Below are 21470 nucleotides of genomic sequence, written 5' to 3'. Positions count from 1 at the left end.
CCCCTTTTTTATTCAGCTATTTTGCTATTTTATTTAATATCACTAAAATATTGGCGCAATCGGTCTAAAGCATCATGAGATAACAAACATTTACCATTTGTCCGCACGCGAGCCATTTCACTAGTCTTTACTTTTATACCATATTCGTTTGCAATTGCCCAAGCATCTGCTGGCTTTATTTCTGAATATTCTTGATCAGTAAAAATCAGCTCCAAATAAAATTTACCTCGTTCGAAGTATAGGCTGGAGGATAAATCACTTGCTTCAAGACTGTCTGCTAATTCAGTTACCTGATCAAGATCATTAAAGCAGTATGCCTGTTTTTTCTGCAATTTCCAAAACTGTTTCTTAACCTTAGGTTGAGAAGAATCTGCTGGGTCACTTGAATTTTCTTTATCTTCTTCCTCATTTTCAGGTTCAAGGTCGAGAAAAGACTTGCGAGCATCATTATTCTTTTTATTGCCGTTATCAGAAAAATCATTATCAAATAATTGAGCAAGATTATTACGATCTTTTTCTGTTACTTTAGTGATTAGTAAATCAAGTCCACCGTTATTAGGCATCACTTGAAAAGTTACCGGTGCATCTTGACTAAATGAATGATCAGTATCAATTTCATCCAAAATCGAATAAAAGAAATGTTGGATTTTATTTTTATCACCTAGTAAATCTAAAACTTTGAGACCACGATTGGCTAATTCTTGTTTACCTATTCTCACACGAATCGTATTATTGTTTATATGATCTACTTGCATGAGTTCTCACCTCCACCGGATTCTTTGTTCTATTGTATCGTACTTTGCTCATAAAATAAAAGCGTTAGTTTAAAAACTAACGCTTTTATTTTAAACTTACCTGAATTTTATAAATCAGCTATCTTCTGCATTTCTTCAAGCTCAAGACGACGTACTTTTCTTGGTAAAAAGCGACGAATTTCGTCTTCATTATACCCAACTTGCAAACGCCTATCATCCATAATAATTGGACGTCTTAATAAACTAGGATTCTTTTCCACTAAGTCAAGCAGTTGATCTATTGATAGATCATCAAGATTAACTTTAAGTTGTTGAAAGGCTCTTGAACGCGTAGAAATAATTTCTTCCGTACCGTTTTCAGTCATTCGCAATATTTGCATAAGTTCGTCTTTTGTCAGCGGCTCAGAAAAAATATTCCTTTCCTTAAACGGAATATCGTGTTTCTTTAACCAAGCCTTTGCTTTGCGACATGATGTACAGCTCGGAGATATATATAAGTTGACCATATATTTCACGCTCCTTTTAATTGTTTTCTAAATTATTATAACATACTACTTCTTTTTTGTAAGTAGTGTTTTTAATAACTAATTACATTCTTATGTTAAGTTCAAAACATGAATATTCTGTGAACTTTTTGCCAAGAAAGATTAAAGAAATTAAAAAAAGGATACAAGAACTTAAAGAATGTACCCTTTTTGAATATTAATATTTACTTGTTTACTTTTTTCATTAAATCGCTAACTAATTTTTCGTTTTCTTCAGCTGTTTCTGAAACATAACAAGCTTTATTAGCTAATTCCTTGATGTCATTAGTGTCAAGCTTTTTCATCAAACTTCTGATTCGTAAAATTGAGGTAGCACTCATTGAATACTCGTCTAAGCCCATTGACAACAGAATTGGGAACATGGTACTGTCTCCAGCAGCTTCACCACACATGCCACACCAAATACCATTTTCATGAGCTGCATCAATTGTATGCTTTATTAAGCGTAAAACTGATGGATTCGCTGGTTGATACAGGTAAGAAACGTTATCATTACCACGATCAGCAGCCATTGTATATTGGATCAAATCATTAGTACCAATTGAGAAGAAATCAACTTCTTTTGCAAGTTGGTCGGCTAAAACGGCAGCAGCTGGAACCTCAATCATCATTCCGACTTCCAAATCAGAACCGATCTTAACTCCCTTTTCAACTAACTTGTCTTTTTCTTCACTTAAAATCGCTTTAGCTTTGCGTAATTCATTTATGGTACCAATCATTGGGAACATGATGCCCAACTTACCGTAAGCAGATGCACGTAACAAAGCACGAAGCTGAGTACGGAAAATTTCTTCATTTTGCAGTGATAGCCTAATTGCACGCACTCCCAAAAACGGGTTCATTTCTTCTGGCAAGTCCCAGTAGTCAAGGTGCTTGTCACCACCAATATCCATGGTTCTAATAATAACCTGCTTGCCATGCATGCCTTCAATGACTTCTTTATAGGCTTCAAACTGTTCATCCTCTGTTGGAAAGTCTTTTGAGTCCATGTACAAGAATTCAGTTCTATAAAGGCCTACAGCCTCAGCACCATTGTCATTCACACCTGGCATATCATTTGGAGTACCAATATTTGCTGCAATTGTGAATTTTTTACCATCCGCAGTTACTGAAGGTTCATCCTTTAACTTTTCCCATTCAGCTTTTTGCTTCAAGAAATCAGCACTCTTTTGCTTATAGTCTGCAATTTCGCTGTCCGTCGGCTTAACGACAACATCACCGCTAAGACCATCAACAGCAAGAGTATCACCATTTTGAACGTCTTTTGTGATTGAGTCAGTACCAACAACAGCTGGTAATTCAAGAGAACGAGCCATAATAGCAGAGTGAGCAGTCCTACCACCAATGTCAGTTACAAAGCCCTTAACAAACTTCTTGTTTAATTGAGCAGTGTCACTTGGAGTTAAGTCATGAGCTACCACAATTACCTCGTGATCAATTGATGCAGGATTAGGCAACTCTTTACCCAGTAAATGAGCCATAATTCTCTTAGAAACGTCTCGTACATCAGCTGCACGTTGCTGCATGTATTCGTTATCAGTCATGCCTTCAAAAATTGTAATGAACTTTTGAGCAGTTTCATCAAGTGCAGCTTCACTGTTAATTTTTTGCTCTTTGATTTCATTTTCGATGGCACCAGTAAATTCAGGATCGTTTAAAATCATCAGATGAGCTTCAAAGACTTGAGCTTCATCTTCACCTAAACTCTTCTTTGCGCTATCACGGATTTTTTCAACTTCAGCAGTTGATACTGAAATTGCCTTCTTATACCGTGCTAATTCACTTTCAACATCGCTAACTGTAGTTTTTGAAAATGAAAGATCAGGTTCAACCAAGAGATAGGCTGGTGCTACAGCAATACCATCACTTGCAGCAATTCCTTTTAATGTCTTGGTCATTATTCAGCTAAACCCTCTTTTTTCATTGTTTCAGAAATAGCGTTGATAGCGTCTTTTTCATCATCACCATCAGCACTGATTGTGACATCAGCATTTTTACCAACTCCGAGTGACATAACACCCATGATTGATTTCAAGTTAACTGATTTACCGTTGTATTCCAAGTTGATATCTGAACCAAACTTAGAAGCAGCTTGTACTAGCAATGTAGCTGGACGAGCATGAATACCTGTTTCTGCAACAACATGAAAATCGCGTTTTTCCATTATATATATCTCCTTTTAATTCAAAAAATCAAAACGGTAATAAATACCTATTCGCTTACTTAGACTATCATTTTTTTGTGAATTAGACAACATAAATGTAACAGTTTACATCACTAAACTCCAGTCTTAGACTGCGAATAAATTATTTTACCACCCCGCAAGGCCTTTCCCGTTATGTTTTGCCTCTTACCAAAAGACCTTAATGCAGATTGAAATTCAAAAGCGTTTTGAGGATCAACTTCATAATGATCTAGTTCACCGTCTGCCAACTGCTCAAGAATTTTTTGATAATCCAAATTTACCACCGCTTTTATCCTATATTAATTCAGCAATATTTTTGATTTTGCCTACATGTATTTTAGCATATTTACCGTACTTACAAATAATAAGATCCAAGTTTTAGCACTTGATTATTCCGAGTGCTAATTATATAATTTAGTAAACTGATATGAAAGGTGGTAATACAATGCTTTGTCAAAACTGTCAAAAACGACCAGCTTCCATTCACTTATTTGCAAAAGTTAATGGACAAAGTCGCGAAATTAATTTATGCGGACAATGTTATCAACAACTTAAACAACAAGGAAATATTAATATGAATAATGACAATAATGGCTTCTTTGGTGATTTCAGCGACCTGTTTAACTATAATGGCAATGCTGGAAATCCAGGAGACCCTAGAATGAATAATGGTGGACCTAACAATGGTAATAATGGTACCGGAGGTAGTCGTTCACTTTTAGATCAATATGGTACAGATCTAACTGCATTAGCAAGAAAAGGCAAAATTGACCCAGTCATTGGGCGTGATAAAGAAATTGCCCGCGTCATTGAGATTTTAAACCGCAGAACAAAGAATAACCCAGTTTTAATTGGTGAAGCCGGAGTAGGTAAAACTGCTGTGGTTGAAGGCTTAGCTCAACAAATTGTTGATGGCTCGGTTCCTGCCAAATTACAAGATAAAAGAATAATATCATTAAACGTAGTTTCTTTAGTGCAAGGTACAGGTATTCGTGGCCAATTTGAACAGCGTATGCAGCAACTTCTTAAAGAAGTGGAAAATCACGATGACATTATACTATTTATTGATGAAATTCATGAAATTGTTGGCGCGGGGAATGCTGAGGGCGGAATGGATGCAGGCAATATTATTAAACCTGCTCTTGCCCGTGGTGATTTGCAATTAGTTGGTGCGACAACTTTAAAGGAATATCGTGAAATTGAAAAAGATTCTGCTTTAGCAAGACGTTTCCAACCCGTTGACGTTAAAGAGCCTTCGGTTAAAGAAACTATCCAGATCTTAAAGGGTATTCAAAAGCGTTATGAAGACTATCATCATGTACATTATACTGATGATGCCATAAAAGCTGCTGCTGAATTATCCGAGCGTTATATCCAGGACAGATTTTTACCTGATAAAGCTATCGATTTGCTTGATGAAGCAGGTTCACGCATGAATCTGACAATTCCTTACGTTGATAAAGATAAAATGAAGGAACGGATTGATGCAGCACAAAAATTAAAACAAGAATCTTTAAAGAACGAAGACTATGAAAAAGCAGCATACTACCGCGATCAAATTGAAAAATATAATAAGATGAAGGATCAAAAAGTAGATCCAGATAAATCTCCTATTATTACCAGCAAGATTATGAATAAGATTGTTGAAGAAAAAACTGGCATTCCTGTTGGCGATTTGCAAAAGCAGGAAGAAAACCAGCTGCAAAATCTGGCACCAAATCTGAAAGCTCACGTCATTGGTCAAGACAAGGCTGTTGATAAACTGGCTCGGGCAATCAGGCGTAACAGAATTGGCTTTAACAAATCTGGTCGTCCGATAGGCTCCTTCCTATTTGTTGGACCAACTGGAGTCGGTAAAACTGAACTAGCTAAACAGTTAGCAAGACAAATGTTTGGTTCAGAGAATGCTTTGATTCGTTTTGATATGTCAGAATATATGGAATCATATTCAGTGTCTAAACTTATTGGGTCTGCACCTGGTTATGTAGGTTATGAAGAAGCTGGTCAATTGACTGAACGAGTTAGAAGACACCCATACAGTTTGATATTGCTTGATGAGATTGAAAAGGCTGACCCAGCTGTTATGAATCTATTTTTACAAATCCTTGATGATGGTCGTTTGACCGATTCTCAAGGTAGAACTGTATCATTCAAAGACACAATTATTATCATGACCTCTAATGCTGGTCAGGGCATTAAAAATACCAGTGTTGGTTTCGCAGCTGAAAATTCTAAGGATAAGCCGGACTCTGCCAGAAGTTCAATGAGTCAATTCTTCAAACCAGAATTTTTAAACCGTTTAGATGATGTAATTGAATTCAATGAATTAACTAAAGATGATCTGATTAAGATTGTTAATTTGATGCTTGACGAAGTAAACAATATGGTTAAAAATCAGGGCTTACAGATTACTGTTAGCGACGATGCCAAGAAAAAACTTGTTGAAGAAGGCTATAATCCCGCTATGGGGGCAAGACCTTTGCGCAGAACTATTCAGGAAGAAATTGAAGATAAAGTTGCTGACTATAAGCTTGACCACCCTGCAGCAAAGAACTTACTAGCAAATGTTTCTGACAACAAAATTGTCATAAGCGAAAGTGAAAATGTTGTCGACTCAGCAAACAGCAGTGATAATTACTAACTAAGTCAATTCCTATTAAGCATGATTATTGTAAATTATGATAATCATGCTTTTTACTAAAGAAAAAAGTTTAGATTAGTTGTATACTAAAATAAAAAAGAGCTACTAGAAGAAACGGGTGAAATCCATGCATTTAATAGATGTAACCAATAGTTATAAGGACCTAGTTCATAGTCAACTAAATACGACTAACGTAAATTACGTCAAAGTTTACTCTCTAGGCAATACTTCCGTTATCTACACCGAAAGTGATAAAGCGATCGGAATTATCTTGGAAAACCACAATCGCCGTGTACGCAAGGACGAGACAGATTTTGTCATTAAAAGACTTATTCAGGAAAAAGATCCTATATACAAGTTGACAATTGATGAAAGCCAACATGTAATTGAAATCCATATCGATAAATAAAAAAAGCTGGTTTAAAAACCAGCTTTTTTGTTATAATTTTTCGGTTAATTTCACATCAGGATATTTATCTTTGAAAAATCGTTCAGCAAATTGATTTTCGAACAAAAATAGTGGTTGACCATAGCGATCTTTAACCAGTAGGTTTCGACTATTAGCCATGGCAGGATCCAGTTGTTCAGGGTCAATCCAACGGGCTACTCTATGACCAATATTGGTCATTTCAACGTCTGAATTATACTCATTTTTCATTCTGAACTTAAAGACTTCAAATTGCAATTGACCGACTGCACCTAAAATATACTCATCAGTTTGATAATTTTGGTATAACTGAATCGCACCTTCTTGAACCAGTTGGACCATTCCTTTATGAAATGATTTCTGTTTCATCACGTTTTTAGCAGTGACCCTTACGAATAATTCCGGTGTGAATTCTGGTAGTGGTGGATAAACCACTTTGTCTTTGCCGGCATAGATACTGTCACCTATCTGAAAATTACCAGTATCATAAAGTCCAACAATATCTCCTGCTACAGCATCCGAAACCTGCACTCTTTCGCTGGACATAAACTCTGTCGCATTATTTAACCTTATTGGTTTACCTGTACGAGCCAAAGTAACGTCCAATCCCTTTTTAAACTCGCCACTGCCAATACGGACAAATGCAATGCGATCGCGGTGATGAGGATTCATATTAGCCTGAATTTTAAACACAAAACCAGAAAATTCCGAATCATCAGGAGCCAGTTCTTCAGTTTCATTAACTGTATGACTTGCAGGTGCAGGAGCCATTTTGACAAAGCTTTGCAGGAAAGTCTCAACACCAAAATTGGTTAAAGCAGAGCCAAAGAATACCGGAGTTTGATCTCCTTTAGCAATCTTTTGTAAGTCAAACTGGTTACCTGCCTCTTTAATTAATTCAATTTCTCCCAGGGTATCTTGAAACTGAGGATTTTGACTATAGGGTTCACTGTCCGGCAATTTGCCATCTTTATCTAGTGGTAAAAAGCGGTCAGGTCCATCTTTATGATACATTTCAATTTTGTTATTAGCGATATCATACAGTCCTTGCAAGGTTTGGCCTGAACCAATTGGCCAATTCATAGCTACGCCTTCAATGCCCAGCAGATCTTCAAGTTCAGCAATCAGATCTAGCGGAGGTCTGCCGTCACGATCCAACTTGTTCATGAAGGTAAAAATTGGAATTCCCCTTTGTTTTACGACCTTAAATAATTTTTTAGTTTGAGGTTCGATACCTTTAGCAGAATCAATCACCATGACTGCTGAGTCAACTGCCATTAAAGTACGATAAGTATCTTCAGAGAAGTCTTCATGCCCAGGAGTATCAAGAATATTAATTCTCTTTCCCTGATATTCAAATTGCATGACGGAGCTGGTAACTGAAATGCCACGTTGCTTTTCAATTTCCATCCAGTCACTTGTAGCATAATGGCCGCTTTTACGCGCCTTGACCGTCCCGGCACTGCGAATCACACCACCAAAAAGAAGCATTTGCTCCGTGATCGTAGTTTTCCCTGCATCTGGGTGCGATATGATAGCAAATGTTCTTCTTCTTTTTACTTTGTCTAACAGTTCGTTACTCATTAAGTATTTTGTTCTTCTTTCTTTTTAGGTTTTGCTTCAGGTATAGTTAATAAAACTGTCATTAGTCTTGAACGCATCATTCTTCTGGTAGTTAAAACCATGCCGTTATCTAATTTAACCGACAATTTTTCGCCTTTGGCAGGAATTATACCTAATTTAGTGATCATGTAGCCGGCAATGGTATCCACATCTTCCATTTCAAGATCCGTGCCAAATTGTTCATTAAAATCATCAAGAGGCATTTTACCATAAATGACAAACTTGTTCGGTGCAATCTGATGCACTAAAACCTCAGTTTGATCTACTTCATCATCAATATTACCAACTATCTCCTCAATAATATCCTCAATGGTTGCAATTCCGACCACCCCACCATATTCATCGGTTAAAATAGCTAATTGCTGCTGTGTCTGCTGCATCTCAACGAGTAACTCTCTAAGTTCGGTTGTTTCTGGTGCAAAAAGTGGCGGATTCATGACATCATCGTAGGTAATTTTATCAAAACCCTTCTCCCAAGCTTTACGCAAAACGGTGCGAATATGAATAATACCAACTATTTTGTCCTTATCATGTTGATAAACCGGTATTCTGGAATATGGTTCACGCAGTATTTCTTTGAGATGATCCTGCAAACTTTCCTGGCAATCAACCATGAAAGCATCAATTCTGGGTACCATCACTTCACGTACCATTCGTCCCTGAAAATCCAAAACTGCATTTAACATTGAAAATTCATTGTCACTAATTTTCTTATTTTTATGTAAATCTTCAATTTCTGTAATTAAGTGCTCTCTTGTTTCTTCATCGTTTGTAGGGGAAAATTTATTCTTGAAACGCTCAAATAAATTCCCCTTGTCGGGGTCGCTAGCCATTTTATTGCTCTCTTTCTTAAAATAACGTATTAAATACCAACATTATATCATGTACGCAAACAATATGTTAGAATAGCACGTAAGAAATGAGGTCAAACTATGAAAAAAAGTCATGTCATACTTGTTTTCACATTTTTACTGTTAATTCCCTATCTGTGTAGTTTAACTATTATTGGTATTGGTTATGATGCCCTGGTTTTACATTCAGCTGATCTTTTTCGCACTACTATTGGTGCAACAGTCGGTGCCTTAATTATGTTTGCAATTAAGGCAACGATTCAAAGACCGGTCGATTTGCTGGCAGTTGAAATAAACGATGGCTTCTTGAAGCAATTGCTACGTTTTTTCAGTATCAGAAGACGCTACCTTTTGCAAATTGCTAATGTAATTTTAGATTTCATTCTCTGCTTTGCTGCCACTTTTGTAGTCAGAGAGTTTTTAACACTAGATCAAATTGTGGGCAAATCAGTTGGTATCGTGATGCTGATCATGCTTTTGTCAACCTGTCTTGGTGCATATGTGGAGTATGACAACCTGTCAATTGATCCCAAACAACACTAATTCTTAAGACTGTCTTCAAGATATAGTTCTTGGGTCAGTTTTTTTGTGTCTAAATTCAAGTTTTGCAAAATATAGGGAGTCAAACTATCTCCCGGATTTTGGTAAATTTTAATGCCTTCATCTGCAACAGCAGCTAAAAACTGTGAAATTATCATATTTAAAGGTTGACTAAAAAAGGAAATATTTTGATTGTCTTTTTCTTCAACAGCTACTTGAGTTTTAGGCAAAACAAATTTCATTAGTCCTTTGGGAACTGCGGTCTCATTTGAGGCAACAACGCCATACCAATACATAAAATTTTCAGGTCCAAAAACTACTAGACTGCTGCGAGTATTTTTCAAATTGTTCTTGGTAATAAAATTTTGGAAAACTTGATTTTGCTCCATTTCCATGTTTGCTTCATTAAAAGTTTTCTGTTCGTCCATCAATTGGTCAGGAAAAGGGCGACCAATAAATGTTACTTTTTCTTGTAGTTTTTTCATAAAATCTCCTAATATTCAGCTAGTTCATCTAAAGGAATAATTTCACCGGCCAGAAAGGCATCAATTTCATTGCTGGCAAAACCATGTGTAAACAGGTAATTGCGTATTTTATTCTGTCTTTGGCTTTCAGGTAAGCGGCGAAAACGTTTATAAGCTTTGATTCCTTGCTTTTTTAACGCTGCGATTTGATCTTCCTCATTTTGAGCAAAATCCATTTGCCCAATTATTGCACTGGCAAGAGTGCCGGAAAAGCCGTGGTTTAACAACTTAGTTGTCATTTTGCGTTCCAATTCTCGCTGCGACAACTTACCTACCTTGCTTTTCATTGATTTGAGCACTCTTTTGCCAGCATCCAGCCACTTATCGTCAGCTATTTCGGCTAAAGTATTGTCAATTATTTCAGGATCAATCCCCTTTTGCTTTAGTTTATTGCTGATACTAAGTGGGCCATCGGTACCCATGCGTAAATTTTGCCTGACCAATAGTTGGGCGTACTTGGCATCGTCTAAAAAGCCCATTTCTGTCATCTGACTAACCGCAGCCTGGGCAGATTCATTATCAATACCATGTTTATTAAGATATTGCAAAACTTCAAAAACAGTCCGAGGCTCGTAACTCAAATAATTAGCCACAATATTTGTTGCCTTGGCGTCAGCATCAAATTGCTTAATGGCCACAATTTGTTCTTCAGACAGTTCCTGCCCTTTTAAGAGCACGAATTCAGCTACAGTTTGTTCAGCAGCCGAAAAAGAATATTTACCGTCTAAAAAGATATTAAAACGACCAGGTCTTTTTTGGCTGCTGACTTTAGTAATTATTGGCATAACGACTCACCTTTCTACTCGCTAACTCCATGCTAGCAAATTTTGCTCTTTCTTGCTAAAAACTTTTTCCAGGGAGTACAATAAATTATTAACATTTATATTTTATTGTAGAAAGAAAATTATGTACAAGAAATTTAATCAAAATCAGCCAAAAGAAAAAGATATTATTATTACAATTAAAAGACTGGGTATTAATGGTGAAGGCATTGGCTATTACCGTAAAAAAATAATTTTTATTCCCGGTGCCCTGCCTAATGAAGTAGTTGTTGCCAAAATTATTACAGAATACCCGCGCTATATTGAAGCTGAGCTTGTCCGCATTAAGGAAAAAAGTCCTGATAGAGTACCTTTCCCCACTAATGTTAATCCAGAAATTGGTGGACTCGAACTTGCTCATTTAGATTATCCTAAACAGCTTGAATTTAAACGCGACAATGTTCTTGAAGCCCTCAAGAAATTTCATCCCCGTGGTTACAGCAAGTATAAAGTTAAAAAAACAATTCCGGCTCCAGAAGAATGGCATTATCGCAATAAAGCCCAATATCAAATTGAACAATCTCATGGTCAGATCAGTTTGGGACTTTTTGCCCCTAACTCACACGAACTATTTGATTTGCCTGAAATGCCAACTCAAAGTAAGGCAACCCAAGACACCGAACGTAAAATTAAAAGTTTAGTGGAAAAATTGCACATTAGAATTGCAGATCCTTTGCGGCACTTTGATGGTCTTAAGACCATTGTAGTACGACAAGCTTATGCCACTCACGAAATTCAAGTAACTTTAATTACAGTGGGCCATAGTCTTAAAAATATTAATCAACTTGCAAAAGAAATTATGAGGCTTCCTGATGTAGTCAGTGTTTTTCAAAATGAAACTGATTGGCGCAACCCACAAGTCTGGGGCAACAAAACCACTAAAGTAGCAGGTAAAAATCAAATCACTGATGAAATTTTAGGCAAAAAGTTTGCCTTGTCACCGCGAGCATTTTTTCAGTTAAACCCGGTACAAACTAGTACTTTGTATTCACGCGCACTTAAATTTTTAGATTTGAGTCCAGATGAAACGCTGATTGATGCATACAGTGGTGTGGGAACGCTGGGAATTTTGGCATCAGATCAAGTCAAGCAGGTTATTGGCATTGAAACTATTCCTGAAGCAATTGCTGACGCTAATCATAACGTGGAATTAAATCATATCAAAAATGCTAATTATATCCAGGGAAGTGTGGAAAAGATTTTACCTGAACTAGTAAAAAATGGCGTTCCAATTGATGCGCTGATTGTCGATCCGCCCCGAACTGGTTTAGCGAAAAGTTTGATCAAAACCCTGTTGAGAGTAAAACCCAAAACGTTTGTTTACATTTCCTGTAACCCATCTACTCTCGCTCAAGATTTAGTTCTTTTAAGTGAGGCATACAATGTCAGATTGATTGAAAATGTCGACATGCTACCCCAAACACCTAGATGTGAATGTGTCGTTAAACTTACTTTAAGATAAATAAAAAGTAAAATAGTTGTCGCAATCAGCGACAACTATTTTTGTGGATCGGGTGTCAATTGAGAATATTTCTTGAGATAAAATCCTCATATACAAATATATAAAACTTTACAAATTTTCGCGATAAACTTGTCATTTTAAAATTAGATAACAAACATATTATGGAGATAGAAATCTTGTAACCTTAACCACACTTTAATAATAGCAGATAAATGTAAGCGCTAGCAAATAAAATGCATAGTTTACTTCACATATTTAGCTAAAAATGTCGCAACACGTCTTTTATATTCCTTTGGATGCTTTGAAAATGACTTGGCATGTTTAGCTCCGGGAGCTACCCATATTTCCTTTGGTCCTCTGGTAGCATTATAATTAGGATAGACCATTTTAGTTGGTACAAAATTATCACGGCTGCCATGAATAAACAGCATTGGTCTATGATTTTTATGTAACTGTTTAACACTAGAGGCATTACCCATGAAATAGCCAACTTTTATTTTATTAATGCCACTTAGAATTTCAACTAGTGGAAAACGAGGAAAAGCAGGCATATTGTACAAGACTCCTGCTTCATGCTCGATTTCATCCTTGACGCTGGTATAACCACAGTCTTCTACAAACGCTTTAACTTGATGAGGCAGTTTAAGCCCACTTGTCATCATGGCAGTTGCCGCACCCATACTTAAGCCATAAATTACTACCTGTTGGTTCTGACCATATTTTTGCAATAAATACGAGACCCATTTTTTTACGTCATCTTTTTCCGGCCAACCATACCCAATGTATTTTCCTTCGCTCTTTCCCTGAGCTCTCGGATCTGGAGTTAAAGTATTATAGCCTAATTGATGAAACAAGGCATCATATTCTCCCATATCTTCTTTCGTGTCCATATATCCAGGTAAAACAATAGCTGTCTTGTTGGAAGTTTTGTAAGGAATAAAATTTGCGTCTAATTTGAATTTTTCATCAGCTGATTCAATATACCACTTTTGTTTAGCAGTTTTTTTAAACCAAATTTTTTCACGATAAAGAGGATCTGACTTCTTGATCACATCACTGGAAGAACTTAAAAAACTTTTTTTACCTGGTACACATGCCACTTTAAAGAAATAGTAACCTGCTCCTGTAAATAATACACATACTAGTAAGATAATAATAATTGATGAAAGCCATAGCTTTTTATGTTTTAATTTTTTCAATTAGTTCAGCCACCCTCACTAAAATAATATCTTATAGTATAACATTTTAAATTTGTATAGGAATATTAAAAATGAGATTAACAGATTTATTACAATTAACCAATGATCTAAGCAACCAAACTAACTTGTATTTAACTATCGGTCAAAAAACTATTCCTTTGGCAAAAGTAAAAATTTCAAGCAGTGAATGCTTGCTTTTTCCAGGAAAAAAGTCACTAACAAAAGGCAAACTGGTTAATTTGGTTAAAAATATCCACGGTCGCAGTATTCCAATATTTATTTATAACCAAAAAAAGAGAATTGCTGTTTATGGTATTCAAATTTTGACTGATCAAAATGGAGTTAGGCTAACCTAAAAAAGCTGCCGTTGGGCAGCTTTTTCTAACTATTTTTGCAAATATTGCCGAATGCGGTTTTTGGTTCCAGCAAAATACCAGTTGCCGGTTTGTTCGTCACTTTGAAGCTCCATATCATCTTGTGGAGATTCTAAAGCTTGATTAAAAATTTGTTCGTATTCAGGAATAGTTAATTTTTGACGGCGAGCAATCATTTTTTGATCTGCATTTGTATGTAGGTTCTTTTCATACCCTTTAACTATTTGTCCTGAATAAAACTCACCCATTGCCCCCGAACCATAAGAAAATAAACCGATTTTTGCATTTGCTGGCAATTTAGCATTTTCCAGTAAACTCAAAAGGCTTAAATATAAAGAAGCAGTGTAAATATTACCGACTTCCTTGCCATAACGAGCAGCAGCAGTAAAATTCTCTGTCAGTCGTTTTTTTGCCTTTTCATCCAGATCAGTAATTGCCCATTCATTTGCTTTAAAGCCCATTTTTACAAAAGGCAAATGATAAAGTAATGCTGTGAAATCACTAGTTTTTATTCCAGTTTGTCTAAGATAATCCTTGAACGTGTGTTTAAAAAAGTCTAAATACACATTTTTAGAATATTTACCATCAACTACGGCAACTGCTGAATCATTAGGGCGCCAGAAGTCATTAATATCCTCGCTGTATGAGCTGTGTCCATTATTGATAGCCAAAATTTGGGGATCAGCCTTTATCAACATGCTAATGCTGCCAGCTCCTTGTGTCACCTCACCCCCCGTGTTAACTCCATAACGAGCAATATCAGAGCCAATTACAATTGCACTATGGTGCGGATGGAGGCGGACATAATCCCGAGCAATCATGATGCCTGCAGTCATGCCAAAGCAAGCTTCTTTTACTTCAAAAGTTCTCACATTTGCCGGTAATTCCAAAGCCGATTTGATGAAAAGCGAAGCTGATTTAGACTGGTCAACACTGCTTTCTGTTCCAACGATTAATAAACCGACTTTTTTACGTTCAATTTGATCTAAATATCTAAGCGTTGCATTAATTCCCATTGATACTGCATCTTGAGTCTGATCAGCAACACTCATTCTATTTTGACCAATACCAATCAAAAATTTATTAGGATATTCATTTCGAGCTTTTGCCAAATCCACCATATCAACGTATTTGTTTGGTGTATAAAAACCAATTTGATCAATTCCGACTTGCATTATTTTCCTCTCTGATTTCTTTTAAAAATTCCTTAGCTGCAGATTGACTGTATTTTTTGCTATTTATTATTTTTTGGAATACAACTTTTTTCTCGGCAGCAGTAGCATCTAAAACTGCAACAATATTTCTGGCCTGCAGTTTCATGTGTCCTGCTTGTATTCCCCTGGTAGAAATTGCCAGTAATGCTGCTAAATTATTGGCTAAACCAATGGCAGCAATAATATTAGCCAATTGTTCTGCAGTAATTTTCTCCCCTAAAATACGATAGTTTTGCTTAACATCTTTTCTGGTATTAATTGAGCCGCCAACAGTTCCAATTGGTAAGGGAATGCTAAGCTTTCCGACAAGATTTTCATTTTCAAGCTGCCATTTGCTGAGACTGGTGTAGGTATCCTTTTTACTTGCAAAAACACCACAAGCTGCCTCTACTGCGCGAGTATCGTTTCCAGTTGCCAGTAAGACAGAATCAACTCCGTTCATGATTCCTTTGTTATTGGTAACGGCTCTCATTGGGTCGTCCTGACCAATTTGACTCAATAAAGCAATTTTTCTGGCAATTTCTGTTCCACCTAATAAATCAACAGGAATTGCAGCCTTGACCGTTGTGATTTGGCTAGGATAATTTGACAAAATGGCAAATAATTTTTGTTTAATGCCAGCAAAATCCTCTAACTCATCTGCCATAAATTCTAAAATTGAATTTACTTTATTTGCACCCATAGCCTCTGCAGGATCAACTAATACTTTTATATAAAGCAAATCATTTATTTGCTTAAGTTCTATTTTACGGACTCCACCGCCATGACTTACAAGACTGGCAAAATCAGTATTTGTCTTTTTAATAAGAGTTGGCAATACTTCTTGCAAGTTGGAGACTTCAAAATTTTCAGCCACCTGCATTACAATTTGACCCCAAATACCGTCTCGTTGACTACTTGCGGTAAAGCCACCAGCTTTTGCAACAATACCAGCGCCATTATTAGCCGCTGCAACTACCGAGGCCTCTTCGGTCACCATTGGCACTTGGTAGTTTTGACCATTAACCAATAGGTTTTGTGCTAAACCAACAGGTAAACGTAATTGACCAATTACATTTTCACTTAATAAATCCAAGTCATGCAAAACCTGAGAGTCAACTTGATCCAGTTTAATTCCCTGTTTTTGCAGCATTTCTCGTCTTTTTTCTGGTGCTAACTTATAAAACTTCATTTAAAATTTCTCTATTTCATATGCAATTGCTTGTCCACCACCAATACAAAGAGTTACCAAAGCCTTGTGACCATTGATATGGTTCATAATATTGACAGCTGTTCCTACTAAACGAGTTCCGGTAGCAGCAAGAGGATGACCTAGTGCAATGGCTCCACCAAAAATGTTTAGTTTAGCGGGTGGAATTCGGAGTTTTCGAGCTAAGACAACGCTAGGTGCAGCGAAAGCTTCATTAACTTCGATTGCATCATAATCATTAATGGTATTGTTTGTTTTTTGTAATAATTTTTCTACTGCAAAATATGGCGCTACACCCATGTATGCCGGATCAGTACCAGATTCAGCAAACGATCCCAACCGCGCCAGAGGTTGCAGTTTGAGTTCCTTTACTTTTTCTGCGCTTGCCAAAATAATCATACTGGCACCATCACTTAAGGGCGAAGAATTGCCAGCTGTAACTAAACCATCTTTCTTAAAAACAGGTTTTAGCTTGCTTAGTGCTTCTAAATTAGTATCAGCTCGAATTGTTTCGTCCTGCTGGATCATTTTACCGTTTACTTCTACGCCAATTATTTCATCTTGAAAAAAGTTTTGCTGAACAATTTCAACTGCTTTGCGATGAGAAGCTAAACTATATTGATCCATTTCTGTACGCGTAACTCCATATTTTTCTGCTACGTTTTCAGCCGTTAAACCCATATGCTCATGAGAAAAAGCATCAATGAGGCCATTCTGCAGCATTTCGCTTTGAAACTGTGGTTTTTCTTTGTCCTCTGTTAAATAAACAGCATTAGACATACTTTCAGCACCGCCAACAGCTACCAAGTCAAAGTCACACAGTTCCATCTGTCCTTGAGCCAGTCTGAGAGCTTTTAAACTTGAACCACAGACTTCATTAATTGTAACGCTGCTGCTTTTGGGACTCATACCCGTTTTCAGAGCAATTTGCCGAGCCATATTTTGTCCTAACCCAGCACCCAAAACATTACCCATAAATAAGGCGTCCAGTTTTTCAGCAGGCAGATCAATGCTTTTTAGTGTTTCTCTTAAGGCTAACTCTCCTAAATCTATTGCATTTTTTTCAGCCCATAACCCATGATAGCGACCAAAAGGAGTTCTTTTAGCTGCAACAATATATATATCTTTCATTTAACCTATCCCTTAGCGAAAAGTTTCAAGTTGCATGATACAAAAATTTTCAACTCGAGGACAGTAATTAGTCAGACATTAAGAAAAATTTTACATAAAAAAAGAAACCATTAAATGATGGTTCCTTTAATTGCATAATTGATTTATTTGTTATTGTTAATTTTGTTCTTCTAATTTCTTTCCTAAATCAATAATATATTTACGTAATGCATCCTTCGTTTCCGGATGTTTTAAGCCATATTCAATTGAAGTTTCCAAGTAACTTTCTTTATTGCCGACATCGTGACGAGTCCCCTTAAAGACATGAGCTAGAACGCGTTGCGTTTTATTCATGGTATCAATCGCATCAGTTAATTGAATTTCTCCACCTTTGTCTGGTTTTTGCTCAGCCAAAATTGGAAAAATTTCTGGAGTTAAAAGATACCGACCAATAATGGCATAATCACTCGGAGCCTTGTCGACCTCTGGTTTTTCTACAAAAGATTTAACGTTTATTAAGCCAGGCGCAATTTCACTGTCTGGTTCAATTATGCCATATTTATAAACCTCTTTATGTGGCACCGGCATGACTGCAATTGTGGAAGCATTCGTTTCACTATAACGGTCAATCAATTGCTTTGTTAATGGTACTTTGTCCATCATCAAGTCGTCGCCAAGCATAACGACAAATGGTTCATCTCCAATAAAACTACGTCCACGGGCAATCGCATCCCCTAAACCTGCTGGATAGGGTTGACGAGTATAATAAATATTAATTCCCAAATGGGTAATTTCCTGCGACATTTTAAGCAGACCAGTCTTACCTTTTTCCTGCAGATTTTGTTCAAGTTCAGGATTGGAGTCAAAATGATCTTCAATCGAGCGCTTATTTTTTCCAGTGACAATCAAAATGTCTTCAATACCAGATTTTTTAGCTTCTTCAACGATAAATTGAATAGTCGGTTTGTCGACAATCGGCAACATTTCCTTGGGCATTGCTTTAGTTACCGGCATAAACCTAGTACCAAGACCAGCAGCAGGAATAATTGCTTTTCTTACTTTCATATTTTTTACGCTTTCTTTAAAATCATAAAACTAATATACCAAAATAAAAATGAATGCGCCAATTTTTAATGGCTGCGCTTTCTTTGAATATATTCAGCTAAGCGACCCACTGAATAGTGCACTTCTCCGTAATTTAGTGTCACTATTGCAGCATTTACACATGTCCCCAGTAAAAAGAGGATTGAGGAAATATTCAACCACAACATGAAAATAATAAAAGTACCGATAATGCCATAGTTTTCCCAGCTAATACGAAAATGATGCAGATAGAAACTAAAAAGCCAGGAAAGAATAATCCAGCCGAATAATGTAGTAAAAACACCTGGCCAGATAACTTTTTTCTTTAATCTGATGTTGGGTAAAAAATAATTGACATAATACAGTGAGCCTATCATTGTGATAATAATTACTGGGTAACGATAACTAAAAATTTTTTCAATTTCGCCAACAGAAAAAGAGAAAATTGGGCGTAAAAATTCGAGTACCTGCTGACCAAAAATCAAAGTTAAATTAAGCAAGGCAAATACTATAATCATGAGGTTGGTCAACATAATAGTAATAGATCTTGTCCAAACAGTAACTTGCCACTTTTGCTTTAATTCTTGGGCACGAACACCATAAACCCGATTCATACCAATTCTAATAGCATTAACTAACGAAGAAACAGACCATAATGCCAATATAATACCGAATGAAATATAACCACTTGATTTGCTTTTTAATAATGAGTTAATTATCGGCATAATAAATTTAGCAATTTTATCAGGAAAAATCAGTTTTAAATAACTGGCAATCGGTTCAGTATTAATATTAAATAACGGCAAAATATTTCCGATAATAATAATTAACGGAAATATCGAAAACAAAACATAGTAAGCAATCGCAATTGCGCTTGTTAAAACTTCACCTTGAGTAAATTTCAAGGAAACAGTTTTATAAAATAAAAAAGAGCGTTTCCTGATTGCCTCAGCTTTTTTACCCATGCAATTTAGTCATCCATTTCGTCAAAATGTGGTAAGTATTTTTCGTAGCCATCATATGGCTTTTGTAGCGTTAAAATTTTAGGACCATCCTTAGTTATTGCAAAGGTATGTTCAAATTGTGCGGATTTTGAGCCATCCGGTGTAGCGTAAAAGACCCAATCATCTTTTGGATCCGCAACGCTTTTTTCAACAATACGCCAGTCACCACCGGCTTCAACCATTGGTTCACAAGTAATAGTCATTCCTTCACGCAGTCTTAATCCGTGTCCCGCTTTACCCCAATGTGGTACTTCGGGATCCTCGTGAATGCTGGGTTGAATGCCGTGTCCGACTAATTCTTTAACGTCACCATAGTGATGTTCATCTTCTACAAAATGTTGTATTGCGGCTCCGATGTCCCCAATACGATTGCCTAAAACAGCTTGATCAATACCCAAATACATGGCTTTTTTAGTTGTATCCATCAAATCCTGATCAGCTTGAGAAATTTCACCTACTGGGTAAGTAGTACAAGAATCTGTTTCAAAGCCATTGAGATTGCAAGTCACATCAACCTTGACCAAATCCCCTTCCTTTAAAACTGTGTCTTTACGTGGAGTAGCGTGGGCGATCTGGTCATTAACAGAAATACATGTCCCATATTTGTAACCTTCAAAGCCCTGCTCTGACAACCTGCCACCACGACTTTTGACAAAATCTTGACAAAATTCTTCAATTGACCAAGTGGTAATTCCGGGCTTAATTACTTCCCTTAGACCTTCAAACATTGATGCTAATAACCTGCCTGAAGCTTGCATGCCCTTCAATTCTCTAATGGATTTAATTGTAATCAAATTTAAATTCTCCTCTATTAAATGATGTTTGATTACATTATAGCGTTTTTTAAAAGTTTACTAAAGAATTTCATTAATTACGCAAAATTAGGTATAATGTTTTGATGAATTAGTTTTTGTGAAAGGTATGAATTTAATGAAAGCTAGAATAGTCTATGCAAGTATGACTGGCAACGATGCAGATATGGCAGATATTCTGGAAGAAGATTTACAAGATTTAGGCTTTGACGTTGAAACGAGCGAAGCTGAATTTACTGACGCCAGTGATTACTTATCAAGTGATTTGTGCATCTTTATTACTTATACCTATGGCGAAGGCACTATGACCGACGACATTGCAGATTTTTATGACCAACTAAATGACTTGGATTTAACTGGAAAATATTTTGCTGTGATGGGCAGTGGTGACATGATGTATGCTGATCATTTTTGTGAAAACGTCTTTGATTTTGAAAAAAAGTTTAAGCAAGTTGGAGCAAAAGAAGTGACTAAACCTGTTACAATTGAAAATGCACCAAACGATAACGATATAGATGCAATTGATAATGCAGCTAAGGAAATGGCTGATCAGTTAAATGGTTAAGAATAAGAAAATGGATTCACAAAAATTTGACTCAATGTCTGATCCTAAAATTCATCACTTAGCACAAAAAGTAGTCAAAAGACATCGTAACTTATTTGTTTACATGATCTTTGGTTTTATAGCAGCTCTAATCAACACCGTGGTTTTTATGGTTTTACATAAATGGTGGCATAGCATTGTTTTAGTATCAAATACTATTGCATTTATTGTGTCTAACCTGGCCTCCTTCGTATTTAACCAAAAGGCTGTTTTTATCAATAATGTTGATGAGGAACATTCAACTTGGCAAAAACTGATTATCTTTTTTACTTATAGAATTATTAGTCTTATTCCGGACAGTTTAATTATGTTGGTCGGATTGTCCTGGCTTCATTTAGATGCACTGTTAGTAAAAATTGTTGATCAAATTTTAGTGGGTATTTTTAATTACCTCACTACCAGATCAGTTTTTCAAGCTCAAGAAACTACCATGATTGCGCGAGCAAAAGAAAAAATTAAGTCACGTAAAGAAAAAAGTAATAAATAAAAGCCAAGAAAAAAATTTGG

Annotated in this window: 23 protein-coding genes; 7 read left to right on the top strand and 16 right to left on the bottom strand. The window is 36.3% G+C overall.

Translation table 11 applies throughout. The features are described 5' to 3' along the window. Positions 1-29 precede the first annotated feature (29 nt). From JF76_RS03140 to JF76_RS03120, 5 genes are all read right to left on the bottom strand, one after another. Positions 30-755, bottom strand: coding sequence for an adaptor protein MecA (locus JF76_RS03140; protein ID WP_045927769.1), 726 nt, complete (start codon positions 753-755; stop codon positions 30-32). A gap of 107 nt (positions 756-862) precedes the next feature. Further along, complete coding sequence (gene spxA / locus JF76_RS03135) at positions 863-1261, bottom strand: transcriptional regulator SpxA (RefSeq protein ID WP_034977372.1); 399 nt, start codon at positions 1259-1261, stop codon at positions 863-865. Positions 1262-1464: 203 nt separating this feature from the next. Next, a complete protein-coding gene (gene ptsP / locus JF76_RS03130) occupies positions 1465-3198 on the bottom strand; it encodes a phosphoenolpyruvate--protein phosphotransferase (RefSeq protein ID WP_045927768.1) in 1734 nt (577 codons plus the stop codon). Further along, a complete protein-coding gene (locus JF76_RS03125; protein WP_034977366.1) occupies positions 3198-3464 on the bottom strand; it encodes a phosphocarrier protein HPr in 267 nt (88 codons plus the stop codon). Before JF76_RS03125 ends, ptsP begins: the two co-directional genes overlap by 1 nt. A 113-nt stretch (positions 3465-3577) precedes the next feature. Continuing rightward, the gene (locus JF76_RS03120; RefSeq protein WP_034977361.1) at positions 3578-3760 is read right to left on the bottom strand and encodes a hypothetical protein; all 183 of its coding nucleotides are present in this window, start codon (positions 3758-3760) and stop codon (positions 3578-3580) included. Between the two features lie 170 nt (positions 3761-3930). Here JF76_RS03120 and JF76_RS03115 point away from each other — a divergent pair, with 170 nt between their 5' ends. Next, positions 3931-6126 carry an ATP-dependent Clp protease ATP-binding subunit gene (locus tag JF76_RS03115; RefSeq protein WP_045927767.1) on the top strand — a complete coding sequence of 732 codons (2196 nt, stop codon included), beginning with the start codon at positions 3931-3933 and terminating at the stop codon, positions 6124-6126. Between the two features lie 127 nt (positions 6127-6253). After that, positions 6254-6535: a DUF1827 family protein gene (locus JF76_RS03110; RefSeq protein WP_045927766.1), complete on the top strand. Its 282-nt coding sequence runs from the start codon at positions 6254-6256 to the stop codon at positions 6533-6535. 30 nt (positions 6536-6565) lie between these two features. Here JF76_RS03110 and JF76_RS03105 read toward each other — a convergent pair whose 3' ends face one another. Continuing rightward, a complete protein-coding gene (locus JF76_RS03105) occupies positions 6566-8137 on the bottom strand; it encodes a peptide chain release factor 3 (RefSeq protein ID WP_045927765.1) in 1572 nt (523 codons plus the stop codon). Then, entirely contained in the window at positions 8137-9009 is an 873-nt protein-coding gene (locus JF76_RS03100) for a hemolysin family protein (RefSeq protein WP_045927764.1), read from the bottom strand. Before JF76_RS03100 ends, JF76_RS03105 begins: the two co-directional genes overlap by 1 nt. Positions 9010-9108: 99 nt before the next feature. Between JF76_RS03100 and JF76_RS03095 the strand changes: the two genes are divergently transcribed. Continuing rightward, positions 9109-9570: a hypothetical protein gene (locus tag JF76_RS03095; protein WP_045927763.1), complete on the top strand. Its 462-nt coding sequence runs from the start codon at positions 9109-9111 to the stop codon at positions 9568-9570. On the opposite strand, the gene JF76_RS03090 is transcribed toward JF76_RS03095, so the two are convergent. Both JF76_RS03090 and recX read right to left on the bottom strand, forming a co-directional pair. Further along, positions 9567-10052, bottom strand: coding sequence for a hypothetical protein (locus JF76_RS03090; protein ID WP_045927762.1), 486 nt, complete (start codon positions 10050-10052; stop codon positions 9567-9569). The two genes, JF76_RS03095 and JF76_RS03090, sit on opposite strands and share 4 nt — an antisense overlap. A gap of 8 nt (positions 10053-10060) precedes the next feature. Then, complete coding sequence (gene recX, locus JF76_RS03085; protein ID WP_045927761.1) at positions 10061-10876, bottom strand: recombination regulator RecX; 816 nt, start codon at positions 10874-10876, stop codon at positions 10061-10063. Between the two features lie 121 nt (positions 10877-10997). On the opposite strand from recX, the gene rlmD reads away from it, so the two are divergent. Further along, positions 10998-12374, top strand: coding sequence for a 23S rRNA (uracil(1939)-C(5))-methyltransferase RlmD (rlmD, locus tag JF76_RS03080; RefSeq protein ID WP_045927760.1), 1377 nt, complete (start codon positions 10998-11000; stop codon positions 12372-12374). A gap of 242 nt (positions 12375-12616) precedes the next feature. Here rlmD and JF76_RS03075 read toward each other — a convergent pair whose 3' ends face one another. After that, positions 12617-13573, bottom strand: coding sequence for an alpha/beta hydrolase (locus JF76_RS03075; protein WP_045927759.1), 957 nt, complete (start codon positions 13571-13573; stop codon positions 12617-12619). 71 nt (positions 13574-13644) lie between these two features. Here JF76_RS03075 and JF76_RS03070 point away from each other — a divergent pair, with 71 nt between their 5' ends. Then, positions 13645-13929, top strand: coding sequence for a hypothetical protein (locus tag JF76_RS03070; protein WP_045927758.1), 285 nt, complete (start codon positions 13645-13647; stop codon positions 13927-13929). Positions 13930-13958: 29 nt separating this feature from the next. Here JF76_RS03070 and JF76_RS03065 read toward each other — a convergent pair whose 3' ends face one another. From JF76_RS03065 to map, 6 genes are all read right to left on the bottom strand, one after another. Next, positions 13959-15122 (bottom strand): hydroxymethylglutaryl-CoA synthase, encoded by a 1164-nt coding sequence (locus JF76_RS03065; RefSeq protein ID WP_045927757.1) that lies wholly within the window; start codon positions 15120-15122, stop codon positions 13959-13961. Beyond that, positions 15106-16332 (bottom strand): hydroxymethylglutaryl-CoA reductase, degradative, encoded by a 1227-nt coding sequence (locus JF76_RS03060; RefSeq protein WP_045927756.1) that lies wholly within the window; start codon positions 16330-16332, stop codon positions 15106-15108. The genes JF76_RS03065 and JF76_RS03060 overlap by 17 nt, the downstream gene beginning before the upstream one ends. After that, on the bottom strand, positions 16333-17481 hold the full coding sequence (locus JF76_RS03055; RefSeq protein ID WP_045927755.1) for a thiolase family protein: 1149 nt from the start codon (positions 17479-17481) through the stop codon (positions 16333-16335). A 156-nt stretch (positions 17482-17637) separates the two neighbouring features. Beyond that, on the bottom strand, positions 17638-18525 hold the full coding sequence (gene galU, locus JF76_RS03050; protein WP_045927754.1) for a UTP--glucose-1-phosphate uridylyltransferase GalU: 888 nt from the start codon (positions 18523-18525) through the stop codon (positions 17638-17640). A gap of 65 nt (positions 18526-18590) precedes the next feature. Then, on the bottom strand, positions 18591-19508 hold the full coding sequence (locus JF76_RS03045; RefSeq protein ID WP_045927753.1) for a YihY/virulence factor BrkB family protein: 918 nt from the start codon (positions 19506-19508) through the stop codon (positions 18591-18593). Positions 19509-19513: 5 nt separating this feature from the next. Next, entirely contained in the window at positions 19514-20341 is an 828-nt protein-coding gene (gene map, locus JF76_RS03040; protein ID WP_034977323.1) for a type I methionyl aminopeptidase, read from the bottom strand. Positions 20342-20477: 136 nt separating this feature from the next. On the opposite strand from map, the gene JF76_RS03035 reads away from it, so the two are divergent. Both JF76_RS03035 and JF76_RS03030 read left to right on the top strand, forming a co-directional pair. After that, positions 20478-20924, top strand: a complete 447-nt coding sequence (locus tag JF76_RS03035; RefSeq protein WP_045927752.1) for a flavodoxin — start codon at positions 20478-20480, stop codon at positions 20922-20924. Further along, positions 20917-21450, top strand: a complete 534-nt coding sequence (locus JF76_RS03030; RefSeq protein ID WP_045927751.1) for a GtrA family protein — start codon at positions 20917-20919, stop codon at positions 21448-21450. The genes JF76_RS03035 and JF76_RS03030 overlap by 8 nt, the downstream gene beginning before the upstream one ends. The last annotated feature ends 20 nt before the right edge of the window (positions 21451-21470 follow it).

Source organism: Lactobacillus kullabergensis, assembly GCF_000967195.1.
Classification (GTDB): Bacteria; Bacillota; Bacilli; order Lactobacillales; family Lactobacillaceae; genus Lactobacillus; species Lactobacillus kullabergensis.
This window is presented reverse-complemented; position numbering and strand designations above follow the sequence as displayed.